We start from the raw sequence: 25967 nt of genomic DNA on the forward strand, positions 1-25967 counted from the left end.
GCAAGAATGCGAGAGTGACGCCACGCTGAGCAGTTCTGGAGCGGCGTCCGTGATTCGGGGTGGGCCGGTTTGCCGCACAGTGCGTCGGCCAGGAGAAAGTTTGGGCCGAGGAGGGCCGGGTGACGACCTATGACGAGCGAGCGAGCCTCACGGATCTGACCGCCACTGCGGAGCGTGTCCGCAGTTCGGTGGAGGGAGTGATCGAGGGCAAGCCCGAGGTCGTACGGCTTTCGCTGACCGTGCTCCTCGCCGAGGGGCATCTGCTGATCGAGGACGTACCCGGCGTCGGCAAGACGATGCTGGCCAAGGCGCTGGCGAAGTCCATCGACTGCTCGGTGCGCCGGATCCAGTTCACCCCCGACCTGCTGCCCTCGGACATCACGGGCGTGTCCATCTGGGACCAGCAGCGCCGCGAGTTCGAGTTCAAGCCGGGCGCGATCTTCTCGCAGATCGTGATCGGCGACGAGATCAACCGCGCCTCGCCCAAGACGCAGTCGGCGCTGCTGGAGTCGCTGGAGGAACGCCAGGTCACCATCGACGGGCAGACCTACGAGCTGCCCAGCCCGTTCATGGTGGTCGCCACGCAGAACCCGGTCGAGATGGAGGGCACCTACCCGCTGCCCGAGGCTCAGCGCGACCGCTTCATGGCCCGCGTCTCCATCGGCTACCCGAGCGCGGAGGCCGAGCTGCAGATGCTCGACGTGCACGGCGGGATCAGCCCCCTCGACGACCTCCAGCCGGTCGCCCACGCGCACGAGATCGTGAAGCTCATCGACGCCGTGCGCGGAGTCCACGTCGCGGATTCGGTGCGCCGCTACGCGGTCGACCTGGTCGCCGCCACGCGCACCCATCCGGACCTCAGACTCGGCGCCTCCCCGCGCGCGACGCTGCACCTGGTGCGCGCCGCCAGGGCGACCGCGGCCCTCAGCGGCCGCGACTACGCCCTGCCGGACGACATCCAGCACCTCGCCGTGGCCGTCCTGGCCCATCGCCTGCTGCCGACCGCGCAGGCCCAGCTCAACCGCCGCACGGCGGAGCAGGTCGTCGAGGAGATCATCCAGCGCACCCCGGTGCCCGCCGCCCCCCAGCAGCACGGGTACGGGCTGGGGCACGGCCCGCAGGGGTACGGCCCGCAGTCGCGGAGGCTGTGATGGCCGCCGGGGGCTCCGGGCAGCCGTCGACCGGCCGGGAAGGCAAGGGCGACCAGGGCAGCGTGCGCACGGCGCTGGCCGGACTGACCACCCGCGGCCGGTCCTTCCTGGCCGCGGGCATCGCCGCCGCCGTCTGCGCCTATGTGCTCGGACAGCCCGACCTGCTGCGCGTCGGGCTGCTGCTGGCCGCGCTGCCGCTGATCTGCGCGGCCGTCGTCTACCGCACCCGCTACCGGGTCGCCGGCAGCCGCCTGCTCTCCCCCGCGCGCGTGCCCGCCGGCAGCGAGGCCCGCGTCCAGTTGCGGATGGACAACGTCTCGCGGCTGCCCACCGGCCTGCTGATGCTCCAGGACCGGGTGCCCTACGTGCTCGGCCCGCGTCCCCGCTTCGTCCTGGACCGGGTCGAGGCGGGCGGCCGCCGCGAGGTGTCCTACCGGGTCCGCTCCGACCTGCGCGGCCGCTACCCGCTGGGCCCGCTGCAGCTACGGCTGAACGACCCGTTCGGCATGTGCGAGCTCACCCGGTCCTTCTCCACCTACGACACGCTGACGGTCATACCGCGCGTGGAACCGTTGTCCCCGGTCCGCCTGAGCGGCGAGGCCACGGGGTACGGCGAGGGCCGGCAGCGCTCACTGGCGCTGGCCGGCGAGGACGACGTGATCCCGCGCGCCTACCGCTACGGCGACGACCTGCGCCGCGTGCACTGGCGCCTGACCGCCCGCTACGGCGAGCTGATGGTGCGCCGTGAGGAACAGCCCCAGCGCTCGCGCTGCACGGTGCTCCTCGACACCCGGGGTCTGGCCTACGTGGGCGCCGGCCCGGACTCGGCCTTCGAGTGGGCGGTCTCCGGCGCCGCGTCCGTGCTGGTGCACATGCTGGAGCGGGGCTTCTCCGTACGGCTGCTGACCGACACCGGCAACTCGGTTCCCGGCGAGGGGGCCGACGGGTTCGCCGGAGCGAACCAGGAGTCGGCGGACGCCGCCGGACTGATGATGGACACCCTCGCCGTGGTGGACCACTCCGACGGCACGAGCCTGTCCCGCGCGTACGACGTGCTGCGCGGCGGCGACGAGGGCCTGCTGGTGGCGTTCCTCGGGGACCTCGACGAGGAGGCGGCGGCGGTGGCCGCCAGGATGCGCCGGCGCAGCGGAGGCGCGGTCGCCTTCCTGCTGGACGGCGACCGCTGGACGCGTGAACCGAACGGCGCCCCCGATCCGATGAACCGGCAGGAGGAGCGGCTGCGGATGCTGCGCGAGGCGGGCTGGACGGCCCTGAGCGTGCGGCGGGGCGCTTCGCTGAACGAGCTGTGGCGCCAGGCGGACCGCGACCGGGCGGGCGTGATGACGGCGAGCACCGCGAGCGGCGGGGAGGGGCGGTCATGAGTGGGCGCGCTCGGCTGACGCTATGCTCGGCGGCGGCCACCTTGATGGCGTCATGCGCCCTGCTGCCCCTGGTGGATCCGGCGACCTGGCTGGTGCAGGCGGCGTTCATGCTGGCGATCCAGTCGGGAGCGGGCGTCGCGGCCCGGCGGGTGCCGCTGGCCCGGCCGCTGACCGTGGCGGCGCAGGCCGTGGTCACGCTGATGATGCTGACCCTGGTCTTCGCCCGCGAGCAGGCGCTCGCCGGACTGATCCCCGGCCCCGCGGCCTTCCGCCACTTCGCCGACCTGCTGCAGACGGGCGCCGACGACGTGGGGCGGTACGCGATCCCGGCCCCGCTGTCCGACGGCATCCGGCTGATGGTGATCGGCGCGGTGCTGGTGATCGGCCTGGTCGTGGACACGCTGGCGGTGACGTTCCGCAACGCGGCTCCGGCCGGTCTGCCCCTGCTGGCGCTGTACTCGGTCGCCGCGGGGCTGTCCGACGGGGCGGCCGACTGGCTGTGGTTCCTGGTCGCCGCCGCCGGTTATCTCGTCCTGCTGCTCGCCGAGGGCCGCGAGCGGCTCTCGCAGTGGGGCCGCGTCTTCGGCGGGTCCGGGCGCGGACCGGGCGGACAGCCCGGTCCGGTCGCCCCGGTGCGCACCGGTCGGCGCATCGGGATGGCCGCGCTGGGCGTCGCCCTCGTGGTGCCGCTGCTGCCGCTGCCGGCGATACAGGGCGGCCTGCTCGACGCGGCGGGCACCGGCGTGGGCGCGGGCACCGGCGGCGGGGGCACGATTTCCGCGGTGAACCCGCTGGTGTCGCTGCGCGACAGCCTGAACGTGGACGATGACCGCACGGTGCTGACCCTGCGCACCAACGCCGACGACGTCTCCGACATGTATCTGCGGATCGTGTCGCTGGACGACTTCGACGGGACGACGTGGAAGCCGGCCAAGCGCCACATCGTCGCCGTGCCCGACGACTTCCCCTCGCCCACCGGGCTGGGGCCCGACGTCAAGCGCACGGAGATCACCACCCGGATCGCGGCCGCCGACGGTTACGCCCAGGACTGGCTGCCGATGCCGTATCCGCCCAGCGGCGTGCAGATCAAGGGCAACTGGCGGTACGAGCCGGTCGGCATGACGCTCGTGGGCGACCACGGCCAGAACACCAGTGGCAAGACGTACCAGGTCAAGAGCCTGGACGTGCAGCCGACCGCGGAGCAGCTGGCGGCGGCGACCGACGTCCCCGACGCGATCCGGCGCGACTACACCAAGGTGCCGGGCACCCTGCCGCCGACAGTGGCCCAACAGGCGCGCCGGATCACCAAGGGCTCCGCGAACGCCTACGAGAAGGCGGTCAAGCTCCAGGACTACTTCGCGGTGACGGGCGGCTTCGAGTACGACACCCAGGTCGAGGTCGGCAACGGCCCGAACGCGATCGCCCGTTTCCTGCGGGACAAGCAGGGCTTCTGCGTGCACTTCTCCTTCGCGATGGCGGCGATGGCCCGGACCCTGGGCATACCGGCGCGGGTCGCGGTGGGCTTCGCGCCCGGCTCCCCGCAGGCGGACGGCTCGATGGCGGTCGGCCTGAAAGACGCGCACGCCTGGCCGGAGCTGTACTTCCAGGGCGTGGGCTGGACCCGCTTCGAGCCGACCCCGACCCGCGGCACCACCCCCACCTACACGGTGCCGGACTCCCCTGGCGAGGCGCTCCCCGACCTGCCCCAGGCCTCGCGCTCGGCGGACGCCGCGCCGTCGAACGCGCCCTCGGCAAGCTCCGGTTGCTCCGTCCAGGAGAAGAAACTCGACGACTGCGCCAGCGCGCTGCCGGTGGACCAGTCCGGTCAGGGCGGCGGCGGCGCCCCCTGGTACAAGATCGCCACCTGGACGCTGCTGGGAGGCACGGCGCTCGTCCTGCCGCTGCTGCCGATGCTGTGGCGGCTGAGACGGCGTTCGGCTCGGCTGGCCTCCGCCCAGCACTCCGCGGCGGCCGCCGGGGCTCCCCCGGGCCGGCGCGGGAAGGCGGGCGCGGACGGTCCGGGTGCGGGGGACCCCGAGCCGGCGGTGCTGCTGGACGAGCCCGGGGAAGAGGCCGGGGCGGCCGCCGCCGGGCATGTCCTGGCCGTGTGGCGCGAGCTCACCGACACGGCCTGGGACTTCGGCATCGAGCCGGACGAGGCGCTGACGCCCCGGCGGGCGGCGGCGCGGATCGTGCGGATCGGAGAGCTGGACGAGACGGTGGCCCGTTCGGTCCACCGGGTGGCGGGCGCGCTGGAGCAGGTGCTGTACGCCCCGGAGCCGAGGGCCGAGACCGGGCTGGCCGACGAGGTCCGCACGGTGCGGGCGGCGCTGCGGGAGAAGGCCGGCTGGACCACGCGGGTGCGGGCCGTCGTGGCACCGCGCTCCGCCGTCCGGGCGCTCTGGGGTCTCGCGGACCGCTGGACGCTCCTCAAGGCCGGCTGGACGGCCCGGCTGTCGGCGCTGCTGCGCCGGCCGTCCGGCCAGCAGGGAAGCTGATCAGCGGCCCGGAGGGCGGCTGATCAGCGGGAGGCCCGGCGACGACGGGACAGCGGCGAGACGGCCGCGACGGAACGGCCGCGACGGGACGGCGGCGACGGCAGGACGGCGGCGACGGGACGGCCGCGACGGGATGGCCGCGACGGCACAGCGGCGGCGGGACATGGTGAAGGGGTGACCATCCACTCGGGTGGTCACCCCTTCAACAGGTTCGTGTAGGGCGTCGTCAGTGACCGCCCTGCTCGTCGCGGCGGCGCTGCCAGCGCTGTTCGATCCGGTCCATCATCGAGCGCTTCTGCCTGACCTGGCCGCGTGCGGACGGGGCGCCCGCGGCTCCCGCGGCGGGCTGCTCACCCGGCTTGGGGGCCTTGCGCCAGCCGGTGACGGCGAGTACCGCGCAGCCCAGCATCACGAGGAAGCCGACGACGCTCAGCCACACCTGCTTGGCGACCATACCGGCCATGAGGAGCGCGATTCCCACGAGGAAGCCCGCGACCGCCTGGTAGACCCGCCGCCGGGTGTACGTACGCAGCCCGCTTCCCTCGAGCGCCGACGCGAACTTGGGATCTTCGGCGTACAGCGCTCGCTCCATCTGCTCGAGCATGCGCTGCTCGTGCTCCGAGAGCGGCACGGAGTCCTCCTCATCGTGCAGTCGCCGGGGCGACCCGGGGGGTCCCTTCAGGATAGGCGGGGAATCGCCCCCGTGAAACCCGCCCCTCTGGGCCAATCGGCCAACCGAAGCCCGTCATGGACGTTCCGGCTCGCTGAGGTTTCCATTCCCCGGCGGTCGGCCCGTCATGCCGGGCGGTCTCCCCCGATCATACGGCGCACAGCGGCCGAACGGGGGGCCTGTGGCGTACTCCATGCGCCGCCGAGCCCCTGATCAGCGGTACGCCCCGGGTGGCGCTCAGCCGCCGTGGGCCCCTCGTGCCTCACCGAGCACATGCAGCTGGGTGGCGACGGAGTGGAAGGCGGGGAGTTCGGCGGCGGCCTCCTCCAACTTCAGCAGGGCTTCCAGCGCTCCGGGCTCGGTGTCCACCAGGACGCCGGGCACGAGGTCGGCGAAGACCCGCACGCCGTGCACGGCCCCCACCGTGAGGCCCGCGCCCTCGACCAGTTCGGTGAGTTGCTCGGCGGTGAAGCGGCGCGGCACGGGGTCGCCCTCGCCCCAGCGGCCGTCCGGCGCGGTGAGCGCCTGCCGGGCCTCCTTGAAGTGGCCGGCGAGGGCGCGCGCGAGCACGGCGCCGCCGAGGCCGGCGGCGAGGAGGCTGAGGACGCCCTCGGCGCGCAGCGCGGCCACCGCGTTGCGGACGCCCTCGGCCGGGTCGTCGACGTACTCCAGGACGCCATGGCACAGGACGGCGTCGTAGCCGCCGCGCTCGACCACGTCGAACAGCCCGTGGACATCGCCCTGGACGCCCTTCACCCGGTCGGCCACGCCCGCCTCGGCGGTGCGTCGCTCCAGGGCGAACAGCGCGTTGGGGCTGGGGTCGACGACCGTGACCCGGTGCCCGAGGACGGCGACGGGCACCGCGAAGTTGCCGCTGCCGCCCCCGGTGTCGAGGATGTCCAGCGACTCGCGGCCGGTCGCCTTGACCCGCCGCTCGAGGGCGTCGCGCAGGACCTCCCAGACCACGGCGGTGCGCAGCGAGGCCCGGGACCGGGCGGGGCCGGAGCGGGCCGACGTCGGCTGAGGGCTGGGGTGGGAGACGGGCGGGCGCATCGGGTCCGACACGGCAGTTGACTCCTCGGCGCGGCACCGCCTCTTGCGCGGCGGAGCGAACGGGCTGCCTTCCCGGCCTGGTCCGGACCGGCGCGCGGGCGGACGGAGGGAAGGCTTCAGGCGCCTTCCACCCTATTGCCTCCGGCGTCCTGTCCGGTCACGCGGACGGTCCGCGCTCCCCGGCACCCGCCCGCACGGGCGGGGCGGCGGCGGACCGCGCCGACGGGCCGCGCCGGCGGACGTCCGCACGGTGCGCACGCCCGTGTCAGCCCGCGTCCGGGAGACCGCGGCCCGCTGTCCGGCCGTCCGGGTCGTCCTCCGCCTGGCGCGGCTGCGGCAGGACCGGTTGGAGGACCAGCATCCGCTCGACGAGACGGAGGAACATCGCCACGTCGCGGATCAGGTCGTCGGCGTCCCGGCGGTTGGCCGCGCCCTGGATGCCGGCCTCGGCCCGGGCGCGGCGGCCTGCCCCGGAGGCGAACAGCGCGCTCCACTCGGTGAGTTCGGGCGCTATCTCGGGGAGCACCTCCCAGGCGCTGCGGATGCGGGCCCGGCGGCGGGGCGAGGGTTCCGGGCGGCCCCGGGCGGCGAGGACGGCCGCAGCGGTGCGCAGGGCCGCCAGATGGGCCGTGGCGTAGCGCTCGTTGGGGGTGTCGAGGACGGCCGCCTCGTCCAGCCCGGCACGGGCCTGGGCGAGCAGGTCGAGGGCGGCGGGCGGGGCCGTGGTGCGGCGCAGCACGGGGTGCACGTCGCCGGCGGGGCCGGTCAGTGAGGGTGCAGGGCCGGTGGCGCGGCGCCGGTGTGCGGCGGCTGCGTGGTGGGTGGCCATGACGAACCTCCTGTCGTCTGTGTGACGGCACGTCCGATACGGGCTGCCGTATGTGCCCATCGTGCGGTATGCCACTGACAATCCGTTCCGACCTGCGCTTTTGCTTCGAGCGAAGGTTCGGGCTAGTTTTTGCACTGACCAGTCAGTTCAATTACATGGATTCCAGGGGGACCCAGTGGACGGAGTCGGTGTCACAGCCGACGGCTTCGGGCTCCGAGGCCCTCGCGGCTGGGCGTTCCGCAACGTCGCCGTCGCCGCGGAGCCCGGCTCGCTGATCGCGATCGCAGGACCCTCGGGCTCCGGCCGCACGAGCCTGCTGCTCAGCCTCACCGGACGGATGAAGGCCACCGAGGGGACGGCGACCGTGGGCGGGGCGCGGCTGCCGAAACAGCTCACGGCGGTGCGCCGCGTCGCCGCACTCGCGCATGTACCCGGTGTGACCGACCTCGAACCCGCCCTCACCGTGGGGGAGCATCTACGCGAACGGGCGCTGCTGCAGCGGCGGTTCGGCGGCTCCGTGCGCGAACTGCTGCGCCCGCGCGCGGACCGGGCGGCCGAGGCGGGGCGGCGGATCGACGCCGCGCTCGATGCCGCCGGACTCGACCGCGAGGCCCTGCCCAAGGGCTCGCGGACCGCCGTCCGCGACCTGGACCGCGTCGAGGCGCTGCGACTGTCGGTGGCGCTGGCCCTCGTCGCAGGGCCCCGGCTGCTCGGCGTCGACGACGTCGACCTGAAGCTGGCGGAGGCGGAGCGGGCGGAGGTCTGGGCGCTGCTCAGGTCCCTGGCCGAGGCGGGCACGACGATCCTGGCGGTGTGCGCCGAGGCCCCCGAGGGCGCCGTCACGGTCGCCACCGGCGCGGCCGCCGTCCCGTCCGGCGATCGGCGAACCGGCCCGGAGGACGACCGGCCCGCCGATCCGGAGGACGACCACGAGGCCGGACACGCGGCCGGACCGAAGGCCGACCAGGAGGCCGCACCGGCAGCGCGACCGCATGCCGCGACGGAAGACGCCCCCGAGGAAGAGGAGGAGCCCGATGCGCTCGCCGAGACTCGCCGCTCTTGAGCTCAGGCGCTTCGGCCGGGGCCGGCTCCCCCGGGCCGCCCTCGTCGCGCTCCTGCTGCTGCCCCTGCTGTACGGCGCGCTGTACCTGTGGTCCTTCTGGGACCCCTACGGCCGGCTCGACCGCATCCCGGTGGCGCTGGTCGACGACGACCGGGGGGCGACCGCCGGGGGCAAGAAGATCACCGCCGGGCACGACATCACGCGGAACCTGCTCGACAGCGACGTCTTCGAGTGGCACGAGGTGAGCGCCGCCGAGGCACGCGCCGGCGTCGAGGACGGCAGGTACTACCTGTCGCTCACCATGCCGGCCGACTTCAGCAGGCGGATCGCCTCCAGCTCGGGCGACTCCCCCGAGACGAGCGCCCTGCAGGTGCGCACCAACGACGCGAACAACTACATCGTCGGGCAGATCTCGCGCACGGTCTTCAGCGAGGTGCGCAGGGCCGCGTCCACGAAGGCCTCGCGGTCCTTCCTGGACAAGATCTTCGTCTCCTTCTCCGACATCCACGGTGCGACCGCCAAGGCCGCCGACGGGGCGGACGACCTCAACGGAGGCATCGGGAAGGCCGAACAGGGCTCCAAGGACCTCGCGGACGGGCTCGGCGACGCCAAGGACGGCAGCGGCAAGCTGGCCAAGGGGCTGAAGAAGCTCGACAAGGGCGCCGACAGTCTCCAGGACGGGTCGCAGAAGGTCGCGGACGGCACCCAGCGGCTCGCCGACAAGGTCAACGGGGTCGCGAGCGCACTGGGGCCGTTCGTCAAGGACAACGAGAAGACCATCGGGGACACCGCCCAGCTGGTCGCGGACTCCTCCAAGGTGATCCACGACAACCTGGAGACCCTGGTGAAGGTGGCGCCGACGGCCGCCGAGGGCGCCCACACGGCCTCCGACACGCTCGCCGCCGTCTACCAGGCGCGCTGCGAGACCCCCGTGCTGCCCGACCCCGCCTGCGCCGACCTCGAGAAGGCCAAGGACGCGGCCGCCGACGCGGCGAAGGTCGCCGACGACGTCAACACGCTGGTCGCCGACCAGGACGGCGACCTGAAGACGCTCCGCACGAACCTCACCGCCCTGCAGAAGCAGGCGCAGTCGCTCGCCGACGACGCCCCGCATCTCTCCGAGGACCTCGACGACGCCGTCTCCCAGGTCAACGCGCTGAACACCGGGGCCGCGAAGGTCGCCAAGGGCGCCAAGAAGATCAACACCGGGCTCAGCACGGCCAAGACGGGATCCGAGGACCTGGACGCGGGCGTCGGCAAGCTGGAGACAGGCGCCCAGACCCTCAACGGGGGCATGTTCAAGCTCTCCGACGGCTCCGGCAAGCTCGCCGACGGGCTGCACGACGGCGCCGGGCGGATCCCCGACTACGACGCCCGGCAGCGCGACGCGCGCACCGCCGTCATGGCCGACCCGGTCCAGCTCGCCTCCCACGACCTGCACAAGGCGCCCAACTACGGCACCGGCTTCGCCCCGTACTTCATCCCGTTGTCGCTGTGGGTGGGTGCGATGGTGGCGTACATGCTGATCGCGCCGATGAACCGGCGGGCGCTCGCCGCGGGCGCCCCGGCGTGGCGGATCGCGCTGGCGGGCTGGCTGCCCGTCGTCGCGATCGGGGTCCTGCAGACCACGGCGCTGATGGCCGTGCTGCACTGGGCGATCGGTCTGGAGATGGTCCGGGCCGTCGGCACGGTGGGCTTCCTGTTCCTGGTGGCCGCCTGCTTCGCTGCTCTCGTGCAGTGGCTCAACGCGCGCTTCGGAGCGGCGGGCCGGATCCTCGTCCTGGCTCTGCTGATGCTGCAGCTGACGTCCGCGGGCGGCACTTATCCGGTGCAGACGAGCCCCGGCTTCTTCAACGCCATCCACCCCTACCTGCCGATGAGTTACGTCGTCGAGGCGCTCCGAAGGCTCATCAGCGGCGGCGGCCTGGGACCCGTGTGGCAGGCGTGCGCGGTGCTCGCCGCGTTCACCGCGGGCGCCCTCGCGCTGACCGCCCTGTCGGCGCGCCGGCGCCAGGTGTGGACCCTGGACCGGCTGCACCCGGAGCTGAGCCTGTGACGATCCGGCGTCCGGGGGGCCGCGTTCCTGTGACAATCAGGACCATGGAAAGCAGCACCACCCCGGGCGGCCGCACCCGCCGCGAGGTCACCCGGCAGAAGCTCTACGAGGCGGCCGTCACCCTCATCGCCGAGCAGGGCTTCTCCGCCACCACGGTGGACGAGATCGCCGAACGGGCCGGCGTGGCGAAGGGCACGGTCTACTACAACTTCGCGAGCAAGTCGGTCCTCTTCGAGGAGTTGCTGAGGCACGGCGTGGGCCTGCTCACCGCCTCACTGCGGGAGGCCGCCGAGGACACGGCGCGCAGCGGCGGGAGCAGGGTCGACGCCCTCGACGCGATGATCCGCGCGGGCCTGGTGTTCATCGACCGCTATCCGTCCTTCACGCAGTTGTACGTGGCCGAGCTGTGGCGCACGAACCGTGCCTGGCAGTCCACGCTCATGGTCGTGCGGCAGGAGGCGGTGGCCGTCGTCGAGGGGGTGCTGCGCGAGGGCGTCGACAACGGCGAGTTCAGCGACGAGATCGACGTGCAGCTGACGGCGGCCGCGCTGGTCGGCATGGTGCTGGTGGCGGCCCTGGACTGGCAGGCCTTCCAGCCCGAGCGGTCCCTGGACGACGTCCACTCGGCGTTGTCGCGGCTGTTGCAGGGGCGGGTGAGCGGCCGCCGCTAGCGAGTACGCCCCGCGCGGGTGCGCACGCGCCCTCCGCGCGCGGGTCACGCGAAAGCGCCGGTCCGTGACGGCCACGTCCCCCGTGGGCCGCCTCGGACCGGCGCTGCCGCGTGCTCCCCCGTTGCACCGTTCTCCGGTGCTTCCCCCGTCGTTCCCCCGTACGGTCGTTCCCCCGGGGCTCCCCCGTGCCTCGCTCCCGCCGAGCCGGCCGGCCGGCGGAAGGAGCGGATCGAGGGCCGCTCCCGTTCCGGCGCCCCGTGTCGCCGGTACCGGGAGCCGCGCCCCTTCTCCGTGCCCCCACTCTCCCGTCCGCGCAGGTCGTGTCCCATCCGCGCGCGTACTCAACTCCTCCCCTAGGTACGGGTACTCAGGTCTGCGCGCTCATCCTCAGGACGCCGGGCGGTCCACTGGCTACGATCGCGTCCGTGTCCGTACTCCCCCTTGTGTTCACCAGCGGCTGGGCCAGCGGCGTCAACGCCTACGCGGTGGTGCTGCTGCTCGGCGTCTTCGGCGCGACCGGCGTGAGCGACGACGTCCCGCAGACGTTGCAGCGCCCCGAGGTGCTCGCCGTCGCGGCCGTCCTGTTCCTGTGCGAGGCGGTCGCCGACAAGATCCCGTACGTGGACTCGGCGTGGGACATGGCGCACACCGTGGTCCGGCCGGTGGCCGGCGCCTGGGTGGGCGCGCTGCTCGCCGGGCAGAGCGGCTCGCTCTCCGACGCGGCCGCCGCGGCGCTCGGCGGTTCGACGGCGCTGGCCAGCCATGCCGTGAAGGCGGGCGCCCGGATGGCGGTCAACACCTCCCCGGAGCCTTTCAGCAACATCGTCGTGAGCTTGGCGGAGGATCTGGGGGTCGCCGGGATCGTCACGTTCGCGATCTTCCACCCGGTGGCGGCCTCCGTCCTCGCGGGAGCCCTGCTCCTGACCGGACTGCTGGTCCTGTACTTCCTCGTCTCACGGATCCGCCGGTTCCTGCGGCGCAGGGCGCAGCGGCGCGAGGAACGCCGGCTCGGCGCGCCCCCGTGGCCGCCGCCCCCGGCCTGATCACGTCACTGTCGGTGGCGGCCGATAAAGTCACGGGCATGGCAGGGATTGCGGTGATCGGCGCCGGGATGGGCGCGCTGACGGCGGCCGCCCGGCTGGCCGTGGCGGGCCACCGGGTGACGGTGTACGAGCGGACGCCGACGTACGGCGGTGCGGTGCGCCGCTTCGAGCGGGACGGGTTCGCGTTCGACACCGGCCCGGCTCTGCTCCCCCTGCCAGCCGTCTACCGCGACCTGTTCGTGAAGACCGGCAAGGAGCCGCTGGAGGCGTGCGTCGACCTGGTCCAGGTGGACCCGTCGGCGCGGCACGTGTTCGCGGACGGCGCCGAGGTGTCCCTGCCGAACGCCTCGCGCGCGGGGGTCGTCTCCGCACTGGACGAAGCGCTCGGGGCGCGGGCCGGGCAGGTCTGGGGCGACTTCCTGGTGCGCGCCCGCGAGGCATGGGACCGCACCCGGCGCCCGCTCCTGGAGGAGCCGCTGTGGCCGAACTGGTCGGTCCTGGCCGAGCGCGAGCCCTACCCGGCGGTGCCCCACAAGCGCCTGCTGCGCACCCGCCGGGCGACCACCCTGGCCGAGGTGGGCGCCTGGGAGCTGCGCGATCCCCGGCTCGCCGCCCTGCTGGAGGGCCACGCGCTCGCGCACGGCCTGGACCCCCGGGTCACCCCGGCCAGCGCGGCCGTCCTGCCCTACATGGAGCACGCCTTCGGCACGTGGCACGTGCGCGGGGGGATGCGTGAGCTGGCCCGCGCGGTGTACGAGCGCTGTCTGGCCCGCCGGGTCGAGTTCGTCTTCGGCGCCGAGGTCGCGCGGATCCTGGTCAAGGACGGGCGGGCCGCGGGCGTGGAGCTCGCCGACGGCACGGTGGCGGAGGCGGACGTCGTTCTGGCGCCGGGCGACTTCGCGGGCCTTCCCGCCCGGGGCGAGGGCGAGGTCGCGCCGCAGCGCGGCCTGCCCAGCCGACTGACCGTGCTGCTGGCGCTGCGCGGACCCCGGCCGCGGGGCGAGGCGCACCGGACGGTGGTGCACGCGCAGGACCGGGAGGCGGAGCTGGAGTGCCTCTTCGGTCCGACGCCGTCGGTGCCGGAGCGGCCGACGGTCACGGTGCTGCGGCCCGACGACGCCCGGCTGGCGCCCGACGGCGACCATGAGGCGGTCACGCTCAGTGCCGTGGTCCCCGCCGGGGCGGAGCCGACCGAGGCGAACGTGGAGGCGCTGCTGGCCGTCGCCGAGCGGGCCGTGCCCGCACTGCGCGAGCGCGTCCTGTGGCACGAGGCGCGCACGCCCGCCGACATCGCGCGGGAGACCGGCGCGGCGGGCGGGGCGGTCCCCGCGCCGGCGCTGGCCGCCGCCGGGGGGCGGCTGCTGCATCCCGCCAACTCCACAGGCCTGCAGGGGCTGTTCACCGTCGGGGGCTGGTCGCACCCGGGCGGCGGACTGCCGCATGCGGGCATGTCGGGCACCCTGGTGTCCGGACTGATCGTGGAGGGACCGGAGTTCCGCGGCTCGCGATGAGGCCGTGACGGCCCGTCGGGCACAGCGCCGGGCGGGCCGGCGCCGGGACGAACGCGGCCGTCAGAACCGATACTGCTCGTCGTAGCCGTTGCCCTGGCCGGGCTGCTGCCCGTCGCCCTGGTACGGGTACTGCTGCTCGGGCGGGAGGTCGCCGCCCAACGGGTCGTCGGTGTTGCGCTGCTGCGGGACCCAGACCCCGCCGGCCGGGGTCTCCCCGTAGCCGCCGGCTCCGTACTGGTCCTGGCCGTAGGCCTGTTGACCGTACTGCTGCTCGCCGTAGCCGGCGTCGTAGGAGCCGCCGCCGTAGGTCTGGGTGCCGATGTAGGGGTCGGAGTAGGCGGCGTACTGCTGCTCGCCCGTCGCGTCGTAGCCGTACTGCTGCTGGTGGTACCCGGCGTAGGTGTCGTAGCCGTAGTTCTGGTCAGCGCCCTGTGCGGCCGTGGCGTACTGGTCCTGGGGCCGGCCCTGGGACTGGTTCTGGCCGGGCGCGCCCGCGTACGAGCCGTCGCTGTATATGCCGTAGGAGCCGGTGTCGTCGGGCAGGGGCTGCGGCTCGTAGACGGACGTGGTCTCGGCGGCCGTCGGGTCGTAGGCGCGGGACGCGGGGGTGAAGACGTCGTCGCGGTCGAAGTCGTCGTCGCCGTAGCCGCGTTCGCCGCCGAAGGCGGTCTTGTCCTGGCCGAACGTCACGTCGTCGCCGTCGTAGGACGAGCCGGGTCCGAAGCCGGCCTCGGCCGGTTCCGGGCCGGAGATCTCCGGCGTGGGGTCCTTGCGTTCGGCCTTGCCGCGGCGGCGCTTGGCGACGGGCGCGTCGTCACCGTCCGTGTCCGTGTCCGCGCGGCGGAAGGCCCAGCCCTCGGCGAAGCCGCGGCGGAACGAGAGGGTGACGTAGGTCTGGCCGACCGCGAAGGCGACCGCGCCCAGCGCGATGACGACGACCGACGGGATCAGGACGCCGAGGACGACGCCGAGGAAGCCGACGAAGGCCAGCAGCCGCCAGCGCAGCCGCGCCTTGTACTGCAGCAGCACCTCGCCGAGCAGCCACAGCGCGACGACGCCGAATGCGATGTAGAGGACCGTCCAGCCCATGTACGCCCCTCTCCCGGTGGCCGCTACGCAGTGTGTCGTATGTGGGTGCGACCGGTCTAGGCCTGCGGCGGATGGTGCAGGCCCAGGTTCTCGTAGATTTCCAGCGTCGCCGTGGAGTTGTTGAGCGTGATGAAGTGCAGTCCGGGCACTCCCTCGGCCAGCAGCCGAGCGCAGAACTCCGTGGCGAAGTCGATGCCAATGGAGCGTACAGCGGCCGGATCGTCTTTGGCTGTGAGGATCCGCTCTTTCAGGGCGGCCGGGAAGCGGGCGTTGCTGAGCTTGGGCAGGCGTTCGAGCATCTTCACGCTCGTCACCGGAAGGATCTCCGGGATGACCGGAGTCACACAGCCGGCCGCCGCGACCCGGTCGCGCAGCCGCAGGTACGACTCGGGCTCGAAGAACATCTGCGTGATGGCATAGTCGGCCCCGGCCCGGCACTTGTCGACGAAGTGCGACACGTCCGTGTCCCAGGCGTCGGAGCGCGGGTGCATCTCGGGGAAGGCGGCGACGCCCACGCAGAAGTCGCCGGACTCCTTGATGAGCCGGACCAGCTCGGCGGCGTACGTCAGGCCCTGCGGGTGCGGCACCCAGGGGCCCATCGGGTCGCCGGGCGGGTCGCCGCGCACGGCCAGCATGTTGCGGATGCCGGCGTCGGCGTACTGGCCGATGATGTTGCGCAGCTCGGCGACGGAGTGGTCCACGGCGGTCAGGTGCGCGACCGGCGTGAGGGTGGTGTCGACGACGATCTGCTGGGTCTCCTTGACCGTGGTGGCCCGGGTGGAGCCGCCGGCGCCGTACGTCACGGAGACGAAGTCGGGGGCGACCGCCTCGACCCTGCGCAGGGCGTCCCACAGGCTCCGCTCACCCTTCGGCGTCTTCGGCGCGTAGAACTCGAACGAGTACGTCGTCTTGCCGGTCGCCAGGATGTCGCGCACGGTGCGGGCACGGTCCGTCCTGGTGGATGCGGTTCCTAGGGCCATACCGGCAGGTTAGCCAGGGGTGGGCGGTCCCCCAACCGGATGCGGGATATTTGCCCGGATTGTCGAGTTGTTGTCCACCCCTTGGACAATCGTACGAGGACGGCACGACCGGCGGACCGGAAGACCGGACCCAGACGGCGGCCCGGAGGCGGGGCGCGACCGGCCGGGGAGCGGTCGGCGAGCGAACGGCGCCCCGACAGCGACCGGGCTACGCCTCGCTCAGCCGCTTGGCGAACTCAGCCGCCGCGGCGCCCGGATCGTCCGCCTGCGTGATCGCCCGCACCACGACGACGCGGCGGGCGCCGGCCGCCAGCACCTCGTCGAGGTTGCCGAGGTCGATGCCGCCGATGGCGAACCAGGGACGGTCGGCGCCGAGTGACGCCGTGTGCCGCACCAGGTCGAGGCCGGGCGCGTGGCGGCCGGGCTTGGTGGGGGTGGGCCAGCAGGGGCCGGTGCAGAAGTAGTCCACGCCTTCCTGGACGGCGGCGGCTTCCGCCTCCGCCGCCGAGTGCGTGGAGCGGCCGACGAGGACGCCGTCGCCGAGGATCGCGCGGGCTGCGGGGACGGGCAGATCGCCCTGGCCGAGGTGGAGGACGTCGGCGCCGGCGGCGTGGGCCACGTCCGCGCGGTCGTTGACCGCGAGCAGCTTGCCGTGCCGCGCGCAGGCGTCCGCGAACACCCGCAGGTGCTCCAGTTCCTCGGCCGCCTCCATGCCCTTGTCCCGCAGCTGGACGATGTCGACGCCGCCCGCGAGGACGGCGTCGAGGAACTCCGGGAGGTCGCCCTGACGGGTGCGGGCGTCCGTGCACAGGTACAGCCGGGCGGCGGACAGGCGTGTGTGGGCGGTGTCGGGCATGCGAATTCCCCCCAGGGTGGCGGCGTACGGGGGCCGACTGCGCCCCCGTACGCCGGATGTCGATGCGAGATCAGCAGGTCAGACGGCGAGCGCCTGGGCGCGGCGCTTCACCTCCGTGCCGCGGTTCTCACTCAGGGCCTGCGCCGGCGTGCCGGGCAGGGAGGGGTCGGGGGTGAAGAGCCATTCCAGCATCTCCTCGTCCGTGAAGCCGTCGTCCCGCAGCAGGGTCAGGGTCCCGGCCAGGCCCTTGACCACCTTGTCGCCGTCGATGAAGGCGGCGGGGATGTGCAGCGCGCGGTTCTCGCCACGGCGCACGGCGATGAGCTGGCCGTCCTTGATCAGCTGTCGGACGCGGATCACGTCGACTTCGAGCATCTCCGCGATGTCGGGCACGGTGAGCCAGGCGGGGACGAGAGCATCGGTCTTTGCGTCAATCTCGGTCACGGGAACAAGCCTGCCATCTGCGACTGACAGTCGGAAGCCGGGCCGGTCCGACCGGGCCTGCCCGGCTCACGCGGTGGCGGCCTTCAGCGGCCTCGCCGGGTCCGCGAGCAGCCGCGGGTTCATGGGCGCGCCCGACTCGATCAGCCGTCTGCCCTGGGCGAGGTCGCGCGGGCGTCCCACCGCCAGCAGGGCGATCAGACGGTCCTCGCGCAGCCAGCAGACCGTCCACGCCGGGCCGGACGGATCGCCGCGCCACACGGTCCCGTCGGCGTCCGCGTGGTGGCCGGCGTACTGGACGAAGCGGCCGAACTGCTCGGACCAGAAGTACGGGACGGGGTCGTAGACGGCGGCGGGTTCGTCGGTGGCCGCGCCGACGATGTTGGCCGCCACCGTGCGCGGTCCCTGGAGCGCGTTGTCCCAGTGATGGACGAGCAGCCGCTCGCCGTACCGGCCGGACGGGAAGGAGGCGCAGTCGCCGACCGCGTACACGTCCGGAACGGAGGCGCGCAGGCCGGCGTCGGCCACGATCTCGCGGTGCGCGCCGAGCTCGACGCCCGAGCCGGCCAGCCAGGCGGTCGCGGGGCGGGCGCCGATGCCGACCACGACCGCGTCGGCGGGCAGGATCGAGCCGTCGTCGAGGACGACCGCGCCGGACTCGACGCGCTCCACCCGCGCGCGGGTGCGCAGGCCGACGCCCGCGTCGGCGTACCAGGCGGCCATCGGGGCGGCGACCTCGGGGGGCAGGGCGCCGGCCAGCGGCCGGTCGGCGGCCTCGACGACGGTGACCTCGCACCCGGCCTCGCGGGCGGCCGTCGCGAACTCCGCGCCGATCCAGCCGGCGCCGACGACCACGACGTCGTGCCGGCCGGCCAGCACGGGCCGCAGGCGTCGGGCGTCGTCCAGGGTGCGCAGCAGGTGCACACCGGGCACGCCGTCCGCGCCCGGCAGTCGGATCGGCTCGGCGCCGGTGGCGAGGACGAGGACGTCGTAGGGGACGGGTCCGCGCGCGGTGTCCAGCTCGTGGTCGGCCGGGCGCAGCCCGAGCACCTCGCGGCCGAGTTCCAGCTCGATGCCGAGGCTGTCGAAGTCGACGTCCAGGGCGGATCCCTCGGCCTTGCCCAGCAGCACGGCCTTGGACAGCGGCGGCCGGTCGTAGGGCTGATGGGGTTCGGCGCCGATCACCGTCACCCGGCCGTCGAAGCCCTGTTCGCGCAGGGCGACCGCGGTCTGCACCCCGGCCATGCCCGCGCCGACGACCACCACGCGGCGCCCGCCCGGCCTGCCTTCTTCCTGCCTCTGCTCGCTCACCTGATCACCTTAGACAGCTGACGATCAGTCAGTCAGCCGTCGTGCTCCGTGACCTGCTCCACACCGTCCGCGATCTGTTCGACGACGCTCGTGCCCCTGCCGGGCCGCGACTCCCACTCCCAGCTCTCGTCGAGGCGCACCCGGCCGTCGGGCAGGTCGACGACCGTGGACACGCAGTGCCCCGAGGACGTCGTCCCGTCGGACGTGAGCTGGACGTACCGGAAGTCGAGCCGGTCTCCTTCCCGGGTACCCACCAGATGCCCCCGTACGACGTCGCCGCCCGCGTAGTCGGCCCAGACCGCGCCGTCCCGTTCGTGGTACGCGAAGCGGGTGCGGGCGCCGACCTGCCCGGGCGCCTGGTCGGCGACGGGGGCGAGGACGAGGCCGTCCAGTGAACGGGCCATGCGCGAAGGCTCCCTTACTGCGGCGTGCGGCGGCGGGCTAGGGTGGCCACCGTAGAGCACTCGCGGGAGCCCGGACGCACCGGGCTGAGAGGGAGGCTGGCGGCCTCCGACCGTACGAACCTGATCCGGGTCATGCCGGCGAAGGGAGGGGCTGGACGCCCATGTCGTCTCCGCGTACGTCAGACGTCCTCGTGATCGGGGGCGGGATCATCGGGCTGGTCACGGCCTGGCGGGCCGCGCAACGCGGTCTGACCACGGCGGTGGTGGACCCCGAGCCGGGCGGCGGGGCCGCCCAGGTGGCCGCCGGGATGCTGGCCGCCGTCACCGAACTGCACCACGGCGAGCAGACGCTGCTCGGCCTCAATCTGGCCTCGGCCCGGCGCTATCCGGATTTCGCGGCCGAGCTCACGGAGCTGACCGGGCAGGACCTCGGTTACCGGCGGTGCGGCACGCTCGCGGTCGCGCTGGACGCCGACGACCGGGCCCATCTGCGCGAACTGCACGCGCTGCAACGGCGGTCGGGGCTGGATTCGGAGTGGCTGTCGGGGCGGGAGTGTCGGCGTCTGGAGCCGATGCTGGCGCCGGGGGTGCGCGGCGGGCTGCGGGTGGACGGCGATCACCAGGTCGACCCGCGGCGGCTGGCCGGGGCCCTGGTGAGCGCGTGCGAGCGGGCCGGCGTGGTCTTCCGCCGGGTCTGGGCGGAGCGGCTGTCGGTGGCGGGCGAGCGGGCCACGGGGGTGATCACCCGCGACGGCGCGACCCTGGCGGCGGGGCAGGTGGTGCTCGCCGGGGGCAGCCTGAGCGGGCGGCTCGCGGGGGTGCCGCAGGACGTCGTGCCGCCCGTGCGGCCGGTGAAGGGGCAGGTGCTGCGGCTGACCGTGCCGCGGTCCTACGCGCCGTTCCTGAGCCGGACCGTGCGGGCCGTGGTGCGCGGCAGCCAGGTCTATCTCGTGCCGCGGGAGAACGGCGAGCTGGTGGTGGGCGCGACCAGCGAGGAGCTGGGCTGGGACACGACGGTGACGGCCGGGGGCGTCTACGAGCTGCTGCGCGACGCCCACGAGCTGGTCCCGGGGATCACCGAGCTGCCGCTCACCGAGACGCGCGCGGGGCTGCGTCCCGCCTCCCCGGACAACGCGCCGCTGCTCGGGCCGACCGGACTGTCCGGGCTGGTGCTGGCCACCGGGCACCACCGCAACGGCGTGCTGCTGACGCCGGTGACCGGCGACGTCATGGCGCATGTCCTGGCCACCGGGCAACTCCCGGACGAGGCCCGCCCCTTCACGCCCCGGCGCTTCGGCGTCGCCGCACTCTCGGAGCAGCCCGCATGAGCACCCCGCTGAACGTGTCCGTCAACGGCGAGCTTCGGGAGTTCGCTCCCGGCACCGCTCTGGACAGCGTCGTCCGGTCCCTGACGCCGGCGCCCTGCGGGGTGGCCGCCGCGCTCAACGAGACCGTCGTCCCGCGCGCGCAGTGGCCGTCCACGTCACTGGCCGACGGCGACCGGGTGGAAGTCCTCACCGCCGTGCAGGGAGGCTGAGCCATGGCCGACGACGCCTTCGTCCTCGGGGGGACGGCCTTCTCGTCCCGGCTGATCATGGGCACGGGGGGCGCGCCCAGCCTGGAGGTGCTCGAACGGGCGCTGGTCGCGTCCGGGACCGAGCTGACGACGGTCGCGATGCGCAGGGTGGACCCCTCGGTGCACGGCTCGGTGCTGTCGGTGCTGGAACGGCTGGGCATCCGGGTGCTGCCGAACACGGCCGGGTGCTTCACCGCCGGCGAGGCCGTGCTGACGGCGCGGCTGGCCAGGGAGGCGCTCGGAACGGACCTGGTGAAGCTGGAGGTCATCGCCGACGAGCGGACGCTGCTGCCGGATCCGGTCGAGCTGCTGGACGCGGCGGAGACGCTGGTGGACGACGGGTTCACGGTGCTGCCCTACACCAACGACGATCCCGTGCTGGCGCGCAAGCTGGAGGACGTCGGGTGCGCCGCGGTCATGCCGCTGGGGTCCCCGATCGGTTCCGGCCTGGGCATCCGCAACCCGCACAACTTCCAGCTCATCGTGGAGCACGCGCGCGTGCCGGTGATCCTGGACGCGGGCGCCGGCACCGCGTCGGACGTGGCGCTGGCGATGGAGCTGGGGTGCGCGGGTGTGATGCTGGCGTCGGCGGTCACGCGGGCGCGCGATCCCGAACGGATGGCGTGCGCCATGCGGGCCGGCGTCGAGGCGGGACGGCTGGCCCGGCTGGCGGGCCGCATCCCGCGCCGCTGGTTCGCGCAGGCGTCGTCCCCCGCCGAGGGCCTGGCGGCGCTCGACCCGGAGCGCCCCGCGTTCTGACCCCCTTGCGGTGACGTCCGCGTCCTGCGACTCGCGTCACAGGTCGGCTGCAGTAGGGCTGCGATCCCGGCGGGACCGGCGAGGTGTCAGCGGCGGCTCGTACACTCACCTGCGTGGACACGACCCTTCAGGACCCTCTGGTCGGGCAGGTGCTCGACGGCCGGTATCGCGTCGAGGCGCGGATCGCGGTCGGCGGGATGGCCACGGTCTACCGGGCCGTGGACACCCGCCTCGACCGCGTGCTCGCGCTCAAGGTGATGCATCCGGGGCTCGCCGCCGACGGGGCGTTCGTCGAGCGGTTCATCCGGGAGGCGAAGTCCGTCGCCCGGCTCGCCCACCCGAATGTCGTCCAGGTGTTCGATCAGGGTACGGACGGGTCGTACGTCTACCTCGCCATGGAGTACATCGCCGGCTGCACGCTGCGCGACGTGCTGCGCGAGCGCGGGGCGCTGCAGCCCAGGGCCGCGCTCGACATCCTGGAGCCCGTGCTCGCGGCGCTGGGCGCCGCCCACCGGGCCGGGTTCGTGCACCGGGACATGAAGCCCGAGAACGTGCTGATAGGGGACGACGGACGGGTCAAGGTCGCCGACTTCGGGCTCGTGCGCTCCGTGGACACCGTCACCAGCACCACCGGCGCGGTGCTCGGCACCGTCGCCTATCTCGCCCCCGAACAGATCGATCGGCCCGGCGCGGCCGATCCGCGGGTCGACGTCTACGCGTGCGGGGTCGTGCTCTACGAGATGCTCACCGGCGAGAAGCCGCACGACGGCGACTCCCCCGCGATCGTGCTCTACAAGCACCTCCACGAGGACGTTCCGCCGCCCTCGGCCGCCGTCCCGGGCCTGCCGCTCGTACTGGACGAGCTGGTCGTCGCCGCCACCGCCCGCACGCCCGACGCCCGGTCCCCCGACGCCGTCGCGCTGCTGGGCGAGGCGCGCAAGGCGCGCGCCGCGCTCAGCGAGGAGCAGCTGGACGCGCTGCCCCCGCTGGCCGTATCCGCCGGGCACGACATCACCGACGACCGCACCAGCGTGATCCCGCGCTCGCTCACCGTGCCCCGGCCGCTGCCCGTGGACGGGGACGACGAGGGCGGGGCCGAGGTCCAGCGCACCTCCCGGTTCCAGAGCCCGCCGCCGCTGCCGCCCCGGCGCCGCTCCCTGCGGCCCCGGCGCAGCATGCTCGCGCTCGTCACCGTCGTGCTGCTGGTGCTCGGTGTGGGGGCGGGCGTCTGGTACATCAACTCCGGCCAGTTCACCAAGGTCCCGGCGGTGCTGACGCAGAAGGAGGCCCAGGCCAGGCAGCGGCTGGAGGCGGCCGGGCTGAAGGTGGGCCGGGTCGAGCACCGCCACAGCGACACCGTCGAACGCGGCACGGTCCTGGACACCGACCCCGAGCCGGGCGCCCGGATCCGCAAGCACGACGCGGTGACCCTCACCCTCTCCGACGGCCCCGAGATGGTGAAGGTGCCGGACGTGGCGGGTTCGCCGCTGAAGAAGGCCGAGGCGTCGCTCAAGAAGCACGGCCTGGAACCGGGCCTGGTCACCGAGGAGTTCGACGACGACGTCGCCCAGGGCGCGGTGATCGGCACCGACCCCGAGGCGGGCACGCAGCGCCGTGCGGACACCGCGGTCTCGCTCGTCGTGAGCAAGGGCAGCCCGATCGACGTCCCCGACGTCACGGGCGACGACCCGGCCGACGCCCGGGCGGAGCTGGAGGAGGCCGGCCTGAAGGTGAAGATCGCCGCGCGGCAGGTCACCTCCGAGTTCGACAAGGGGCAGGTCGCGGCGCAGACGCCCAAGGGGGAGAGCCGGCTCGCCTCCGGCGACACCGTGACGCTGACGCTGTCCAAGGGCCCGGAGATGGTCGAGGTCCCGGACGTGGTGGGCGCGAGCGTCGACGACGCCAAGTCTCTCCTGAAGCAGTCCGGGTTCGAGGTCAAGGAGGACCGGGGACTGCTCGGCCTGTTCGGCGACACGGTGAAGAAGCAGTCCGTGAAGGCCGGCGACACCGCGCCCAAGGGGTCGACGATCACGATCACCATCCGGTGACGGGCGGGGCCGGCGGACATGACACCCTGAACGGGTGAGTTCCGCAGCCCCTCTCCCCTTCCCCTCCCGCAACCCCGTCGGCAGTCATGTCCCCGTGGCCGGCGGCCTGCACGACGTGGGCATGTCGTACGCCCGCGACCTGAAGGCCGAGACGGTCCAGGTGTTCGTCGCCAATCCGCGCGGCTGGGCCACGCCCGCCGGGAACCCCCGTCAGGACGAGGCCTTCCGGGAGCGGTGCGCGGCGGAGTCGGTCCCGGCGTACGTGCACGCGCCGTACCTCATCAACTTCGGCTCGCACACCGAGGCGACCGTGGAGAGGTCGGTGGAGTCGATGCGGCACTCGCTGCGCCGCGGGCGGGCGATCGGGGCCCTGGGCGTGGTCGTGCACACCGGCAGCGCGACCGGCGGACGCGACCGGTCGGTGGCGCTGAAGCAGGTGCGCGAACAGCTGCTTCCGCTGCTGGACGAGCTCACCCACGACGACGACCCGTTCCTGCTGCTGGAGTCCACCGCCGGCCAGGGCTCCTCGCTCTGCTCCCGGACCTGGGACTTCGGGCCCTACTTCGAGGCGCTGGACGCCCACCCCAAGCTGGGCGTCTGCCTCGACACCTGCCACGTCTTCGCCGCCGGGCACGACCTGACCGGCCCTTCCGGCATGCATCAGACGCTCGACCTGCTGGTGGACACGGCGGGCGAGGGCCGGCTGAAGCTGATCCACGCCAACGACAGCAAGGACGTGGTCGGGGCCCACAAGGACCGGCACGAGAGCATCGGCTCCGGTCACATCGGCGAGGACCCGTTCCGGGCGCTGATGACCCACCCGGCGACCGCGGGCGTCCCGCTGATCATCGAGACGCCCGGCGGCAAGGAGGGCCATGCGGCGGACGTGGAGCGACTGAAGAAGCTGCGGGACGGCTGAGGCGCCGGCCGGTTCACAGCTCGGGGCCGTCCCCCGGCTCCTCCTGGTAGGAGTACCGCTGTTGCTTCCAGGGGTCGCCGACGTTGTGGTAGCCGCGCTCCTCCCAGAAGCCGCGCCGGTCGGCGGTCATGTACTCGACGCCCCGGACCCATTTGGGGCCCTTCCAGGCGTAGAGGTGCGGGACGACGAGCCGGAGCGGGAAGCCGTGTTCCGCCGTGAGCAGCTCGCCGTCCTTGTGGGTGGCGAAGATCGTGCGCTCGGCGACGAAGTCCGTCAGGCGCAGGTTCGAGCTGAAGCCGTACTCGGCCCACACCATGACATGGGTGACGTTCGGGGCGGGCGGCGCGATGTCGAGGACGGTGCGGGCCGGGATCCCGCCCCACTCGGCGCCGAGCATGCTGAACTTCGTCACGCAGTGCAGGTCGGCCATGACGGACGCGTACGGGAGGGCGGTGAACTCCTCGTGGTTCCAGGAGTGCTTCTCGCCGTCGGCGGTCGCGCCGAAGACCCGGAAATCCCAGCGTTCGGGCCGGAACTTGGGCACCGGACCGTAGTGGGTGACGGGCCAGCCGCGCTGCAGTCGCTGCCCCGGCGGGAGCTCGGACACCGCTTCTTCTCCAGATTCGCGCTCCACCGGCTGACCCATGACTCCATCCTGACAGACCCGGGACGTTGCACATGACCAGCCATGACCGGGCCTATCCCGAATCGGACAAGCAGTGCCAAGTCTGGAGAACTTACTAAGTACGCACTTACTGGACGATCTTCCACACCGGTGAAATCATGCGGCGGCAACCTCCCCGCAGTCCCGACGTGGAAGGAGCCTTAGCGATGCAGGGCGACCCCGAGGTCATCGAGTTCCTCAACGAGCAGCTCACCGCCGAGCTCACCGCCATCAACCAGTACTTCCTCCACGCCAAGATGCAGGAGAACTTCGGCTGGACGAAGCTCGCGAAGTACACGCGGCACGAGTCGTTCGACGAGATGAAGCACGCCGAGGTGCTCACCGATCGGATCCTCTTCCTCGACGGGCTGCCGAACTACCAGCGGCTGTTCCATGTACGGGTCGGGCAGACCGTCAGGGAGATGTTCGAGGCCGACCGGCAGGTCGAGGTGGAGGCGATCGACCGCCTCAGGCGCGGCATCAAGGTCATGCGCGAGAAGGGCGACATCACGTCGGCGAACATCTTCGAGTCGATCCTGGCGGACGAGGAGCACCACATCGACTACCTCGACACCCAGCTGGAGCTGGTGGAGAAGCTCGGTGAGGCCCTGTACATCGCGCAGCTGGTGGAGCAGCCGGAGAGCTGACCGGCCCGGGGCGAACCTAGGCCGCCGCGGTCGCGGCCGGGTCCTCGTATCCGGCGAAGGCCGGTTCGCCGCGGCCGGCGAGGTCGCGGCGCGAACCGGCGCCCCTGCCGAGCATGGCCTGGATACGGCGGACGCACGAGCCGCAGTCGGTGCCGGCCTTGCAGGCGGAGGCGATCTGGCGGGGGGTGCACGCTCCGTCGTCCACGTGCCGCTGGACCTGCGCCTCGGTCACACCGAAGCAGCTGCAGACGTACACGCGGTTCACCTCCCGCCGAGATCGATAAGGCAACCCTAACCTTACCCGGCGTCCGGTGAGCGCAAAAGGCGGTGGGGCGCGGATCGTGTG

General features: G+C 73.3%; 25 protein-coding genes and 1 riboswitch. Of the genes, 14 read left to right on the forward strand and 11 right to left on the reverse strand.

Annotated elements, in window-relative coordinates; translation table 11 throughout:
* Positions 1-119 precede the first annotated feature (119 nt).
* Genes ACFVYK_RS27485 through ACFVYK_RS27495 form a run of 3 tightly spaced genes read left to right on the forward strand, consistent with a single transcriptional unit; the run spans position 120 to position 5031 of the window.
* Positions 120-1151 carry an AAA family ATPase gene (locus ACFVYK_RS27485; RefSeq protein ID WP_389778609.1) on the forward strand — a complete coding sequence of 344 codons (1032 nt, stop codon included), beginning with the start codon at positions 120-122 and terminating at the stop codon, positions 1149-1151.
* Positions 1151-2533, forward strand: coding sequence for a DUF58 domain-containing protein (locus ACFVYK_RS27490; protein WP_389778611.1), 1383 nt, complete (start codon positions 1151-1153; stop codon positions 2531-2533). Before ACFVYK_RS27485 ends, ACFVYK_RS27490 begins: the two co-directional genes overlap by 1 nt.
* A complete protein-coding gene (locus ACFVYK_RS27495) occupies positions 2530-5031 on the forward strand; it encodes a DUF3488 and DUF4129 domain-containing transglutaminase family protein (protein WP_389778612.1) in 2502 nt (833 codons plus the stop codon). The genes ACFVYK_RS27490 and ACFVYK_RS27495 overlap by 4 nt, the downstream gene beginning before the upstream one ends.
* Before the next feature lie 226 nt (positions 5032-5257).
* Here ACFVYK_RS27495 and ACFVYK_RS27500 read toward each other — a convergent pair whose 3' ends face one another.
* The 3 genes from ACFVYK_RS27500 to ACFVYK_RS27510 all read right to left on the reverse strand — a co-directional run bounded on the left by ACFVYK_RS27500 (position 5258) and on the right by ACFVYK_RS27510 (position 7583).
* Complete coding sequence (locus ACFVYK_RS27500) at positions 5258-5662, reverse strand: DUF3040 domain-containing protein (protein WP_389778614.1); 405 nt, start codon at positions 5660-5662, stop codon at positions 5258-5260.
* Between the two features lie 276 nt (positions 5663-5938).
* Complete coding sequence (locus tag ACFVYK_RS27505) at positions 5939-6766, reverse strand: methyltransferase (protein ID WP_389778616.1); 828 nt, start codon at positions 6764-6766, stop codon at positions 5939-5941.
* Between the two features lie 253 nt (positions 6767-7019).
* Positions 7020-7583, reverse strand: a complete 564-nt coding sequence (locus tag ACFVYK_RS27510; RefSeq protein WP_389778618.1) for an SAV_6107 family HEPN domain-containing protein — start codon at positions 7581-7583, stop codon at positions 7020-7022.
* 175 nt (positions 7584-7758) lie between these two features.
* Between ACFVYK_RS27510 and ACFVYK_RS27515 the strand changes: the two genes are divergently transcribed.
* From ACFVYK_RS27515 to ACFVYK_RS27535, 5 genes are all read left to right on the forward strand, one after another.
* Positions 7759-8646, forward strand: a complete 888-nt coding sequence (locus tag ACFVYK_RS27515; RefSeq protein WP_389778620.1) for an ATP-binding cassette domain-containing protein — start codon at positions 7759-7761, stop codon at positions 8644-8646.
* Positions 8618-10702 carry a YhgE/Pip family protein gene (locus ACFVYK_RS27520; protein WP_389778622.1) on the forward strand — a complete coding sequence of 695 codons (2085 nt, stop codon included), beginning with the start codon at positions 8618-8620 and terminating at the stop codon, positions 10700-10702. The genes ACFVYK_RS27515 and ACFVYK_RS27520 overlap by 29 nt, the downstream gene beginning before the upstream one ends.
* Positions 10703-10746: 44 nt before the next feature.
* Positions 10747-11373: a TetR/AcrR family transcriptional regulator gene (locus ACFVYK_RS27525; protein WP_389778624.1), complete on the forward strand. Its 627-nt coding sequence runs from the start codon at positions 10747-10749 to the stop codon at positions 11371-11373.
* A 425-nt stretch (positions 11374-11798) separates the two neighbouring features.
* Positions 11799-12416, forward strand: coding sequence for a DUF4126 domain-containing protein (locus ACFVYK_RS27530; RefSeq protein ID WP_389778625.1), 618 nt, complete (start codon positions 11799-11801; stop codon positions 12414-12416).
* 38 nt (positions 12417-12454) lie between these two features.
* A complete protein-coding gene (locus ACFVYK_RS27535; RefSeq protein ID WP_389778626.1) occupies positions 12455-13927 on the forward strand; it encodes a phytoene desaturase family protein in 1473 nt (490 codons plus the stop codon).
* Between the two features lie 60 nt (positions 13928-13987).
* On the opposite strand, the gene ACFVYK_RS27540 is transcribed toward ACFVYK_RS27535, so the two are convergent.
* The 6 genes from ACFVYK_RS27540 to ACFVYK_RS27565 form a co-directional block, all read right to left on the reverse strand.
* The gene (locus tag ACFVYK_RS27540) at positions 13988-15016 is read right to left on the reverse strand and encodes a hypothetical protein (protein WP_389778627.1); all 1029 of its coding nucleotides are present in this window, start codon (positions 15014-15016) and stop codon (positions 13988-13990) included.
* Positions 15017-15072: 56 nt separating this feature from the next.
* A complete protein-coding gene (metF, locus tag ACFVYK_RS27545) occupies positions 15073-15996 on the reverse strand; it encodes a methylenetetrahydrofolate reductase [NAD(P)H] (protein ID WP_389778629.1) in 924 nt (307 codons plus the stop codon).
* Positions 15997-16204: 208 nt separating this feature from the next.
* The gene (thiE, locus tag ACFVYK_RS27550) at positions 16205-16852 is read right to left on the reverse strand and encodes a thiamine phosphate synthase (protein ID WP_389778631.1); all 648 of its coding nucleotides are present in this window, start codon (positions 16850-16852) and stop codon (positions 16205-16207) included.
* A gap of 78 nt (positions 16853-16930) precedes the next feature.
* Positions 16931-17296 carry an Rv2175c family DNA-binding protein gene (locus ACFVYK_RS27555; RefSeq protein WP_389778632.1) on the reverse strand — a complete coding sequence of 122 codons (366 nt, stop codon included), beginning with the start codon at positions 17294-17296 and terminating at the stop codon, positions 16931-16933.
* A gap of 66 nt (positions 17297-17362) precedes the next feature.
* Complete coding sequence (locus tag ACFVYK_RS27560) at positions 17363-18604, reverse strand: NAD(P)/FAD-dependent oxidoreductase (RefSeq protein ID WP_389778634.1); 1242 nt, start codon at positions 18602-18604, stop codon at positions 17363-17365.
* A 32-nt stretch (positions 18605-18636) separates the two neighbouring features.
* Positions 18637-19008: a hypothetical protein gene (locus tag ACFVYK_RS27565; protein WP_389778636.1), complete on the reverse strand. Its 372-nt coding sequence runs from the start codon at positions 19006-19008 to the stop codon at positions 18637-18639.
* A gap of 52 nt (positions 19009-19060) precedes the next feature.
* Positions 19061-19172: riboswitch (TPP riboswitch) on the forward strand.
* Between ACFVYK_RS27565 and thiO the strand changes: the two genes are divergently transcribed.
* From thiO to ACFVYK_RS27590, 5 genes are all read left to right on the forward strand, one after another.
* A complete protein-coding gene (gene thiO, locus ACFVYK_RS27570) occupies positions 19170-20336 on the forward strand; it encodes a glycine oxidase ThiO (RefSeq protein ID WP_389778637.1) in 1167 nt (388 codons plus the stop codon). It overlaps the preceding riboswitch by 3 nt.
* A gap of 8 nt (positions 20337-20344) precedes the next feature.
* On the forward strand, positions 20345-20545 hold the full coding sequence (gene thiS / locus ACFVYK_RS27575) for a sulfur carrier protein ThiS (RefSeq protein ID WP_389778650.1): 201 nt from the start codon (positions 20345-20347) through the stop codon (positions 20543-20545).
* A gap of 3 nt (positions 20546-20548) precedes the next feature.
* Positions 20549-21343 carry a thiazole synthase gene (locus ACFVYK_RS27580; RefSeq protein ID WP_389778639.1) on the forward strand — a complete coding sequence of 265 codons (795 nt, stop codon included), beginning with the start codon at positions 20549-20551 and terminating at the stop codon, positions 21341-21343.
* Positions 21344-21456: 113 nt separating this feature from the next.
* On the forward strand, positions 21457-23391 hold the full coding sequence (pknB, locus tag ACFVYK_RS27585) for a Stk1 family PASTA domain-containing Ser/Thr kinase (protein WP_389778640.1): 1935 nt from the start codon (positions 21457-21459) through the stop codon (positions 23389-23391).
* A 34-nt stretch (positions 23392-23425) separates the two neighbouring features.
* On the forward strand, positions 23426-24310 hold the full coding sequence (locus ACFVYK_RS27590; protein ID WP_389778642.1) for a deoxyribonuclease IV: 885 nt from the start codon (positions 23426-23428) through the stop codon (positions 24308-24310).
* Between the two features lie 13 nt (positions 24311-24323).
* Here the strand turns inward: ACFVYK_RS27590 and ACFVYK_RS27595 are convergent, their stop codons facing one another.
* Positions 24324-24956 (reverse strand): sulfite oxidase-like oxidoreductase, encoded by a 633-nt coding sequence (locus ACFVYK_RS27595; RefSeq protein WP_389778644.1) that lies wholly within the window; start codon positions 24954-24956, stop codon positions 24324-24326.
* 185 nt (positions 24957-25141) lie between these two features.
* Here ACFVYK_RS27595 and bfr point away from each other — a divergent pair, with 185 nt between their 5' ends.
* Entirely contained in the window at positions 25142-25621 is a 480-nt protein-coding gene (gene bfr / locus ACFVYK_RS27600) for a bacterioferritin (protein WP_389778646.1), read from the forward strand.
* Between the two features lie 16 nt (positions 25622-25637).
* Here bfr and ACFVYK_RS27605 read toward each other — a convergent pair whose 3' ends face one another.
* A complete protein-coding gene (locus tag ACFVYK_RS27605; RefSeq protein WP_389778648.1) occupies positions 25638-25886 on the reverse strand; it encodes a bacterioferritin-associated ferredoxin in 249 nt (82 codons plus the stop codon).
* Positions 25887-25967: the final 81 nt, after the last annotated feature.

Source organism: Streptomyces sp. NPDC058291, assembly GCF_042880855.1.
Classification (GTDB): Bacteria; Actinomycetota; Actinomycetes; order Streptomycetales; family Streptomycetaceae; genus Streptomyces.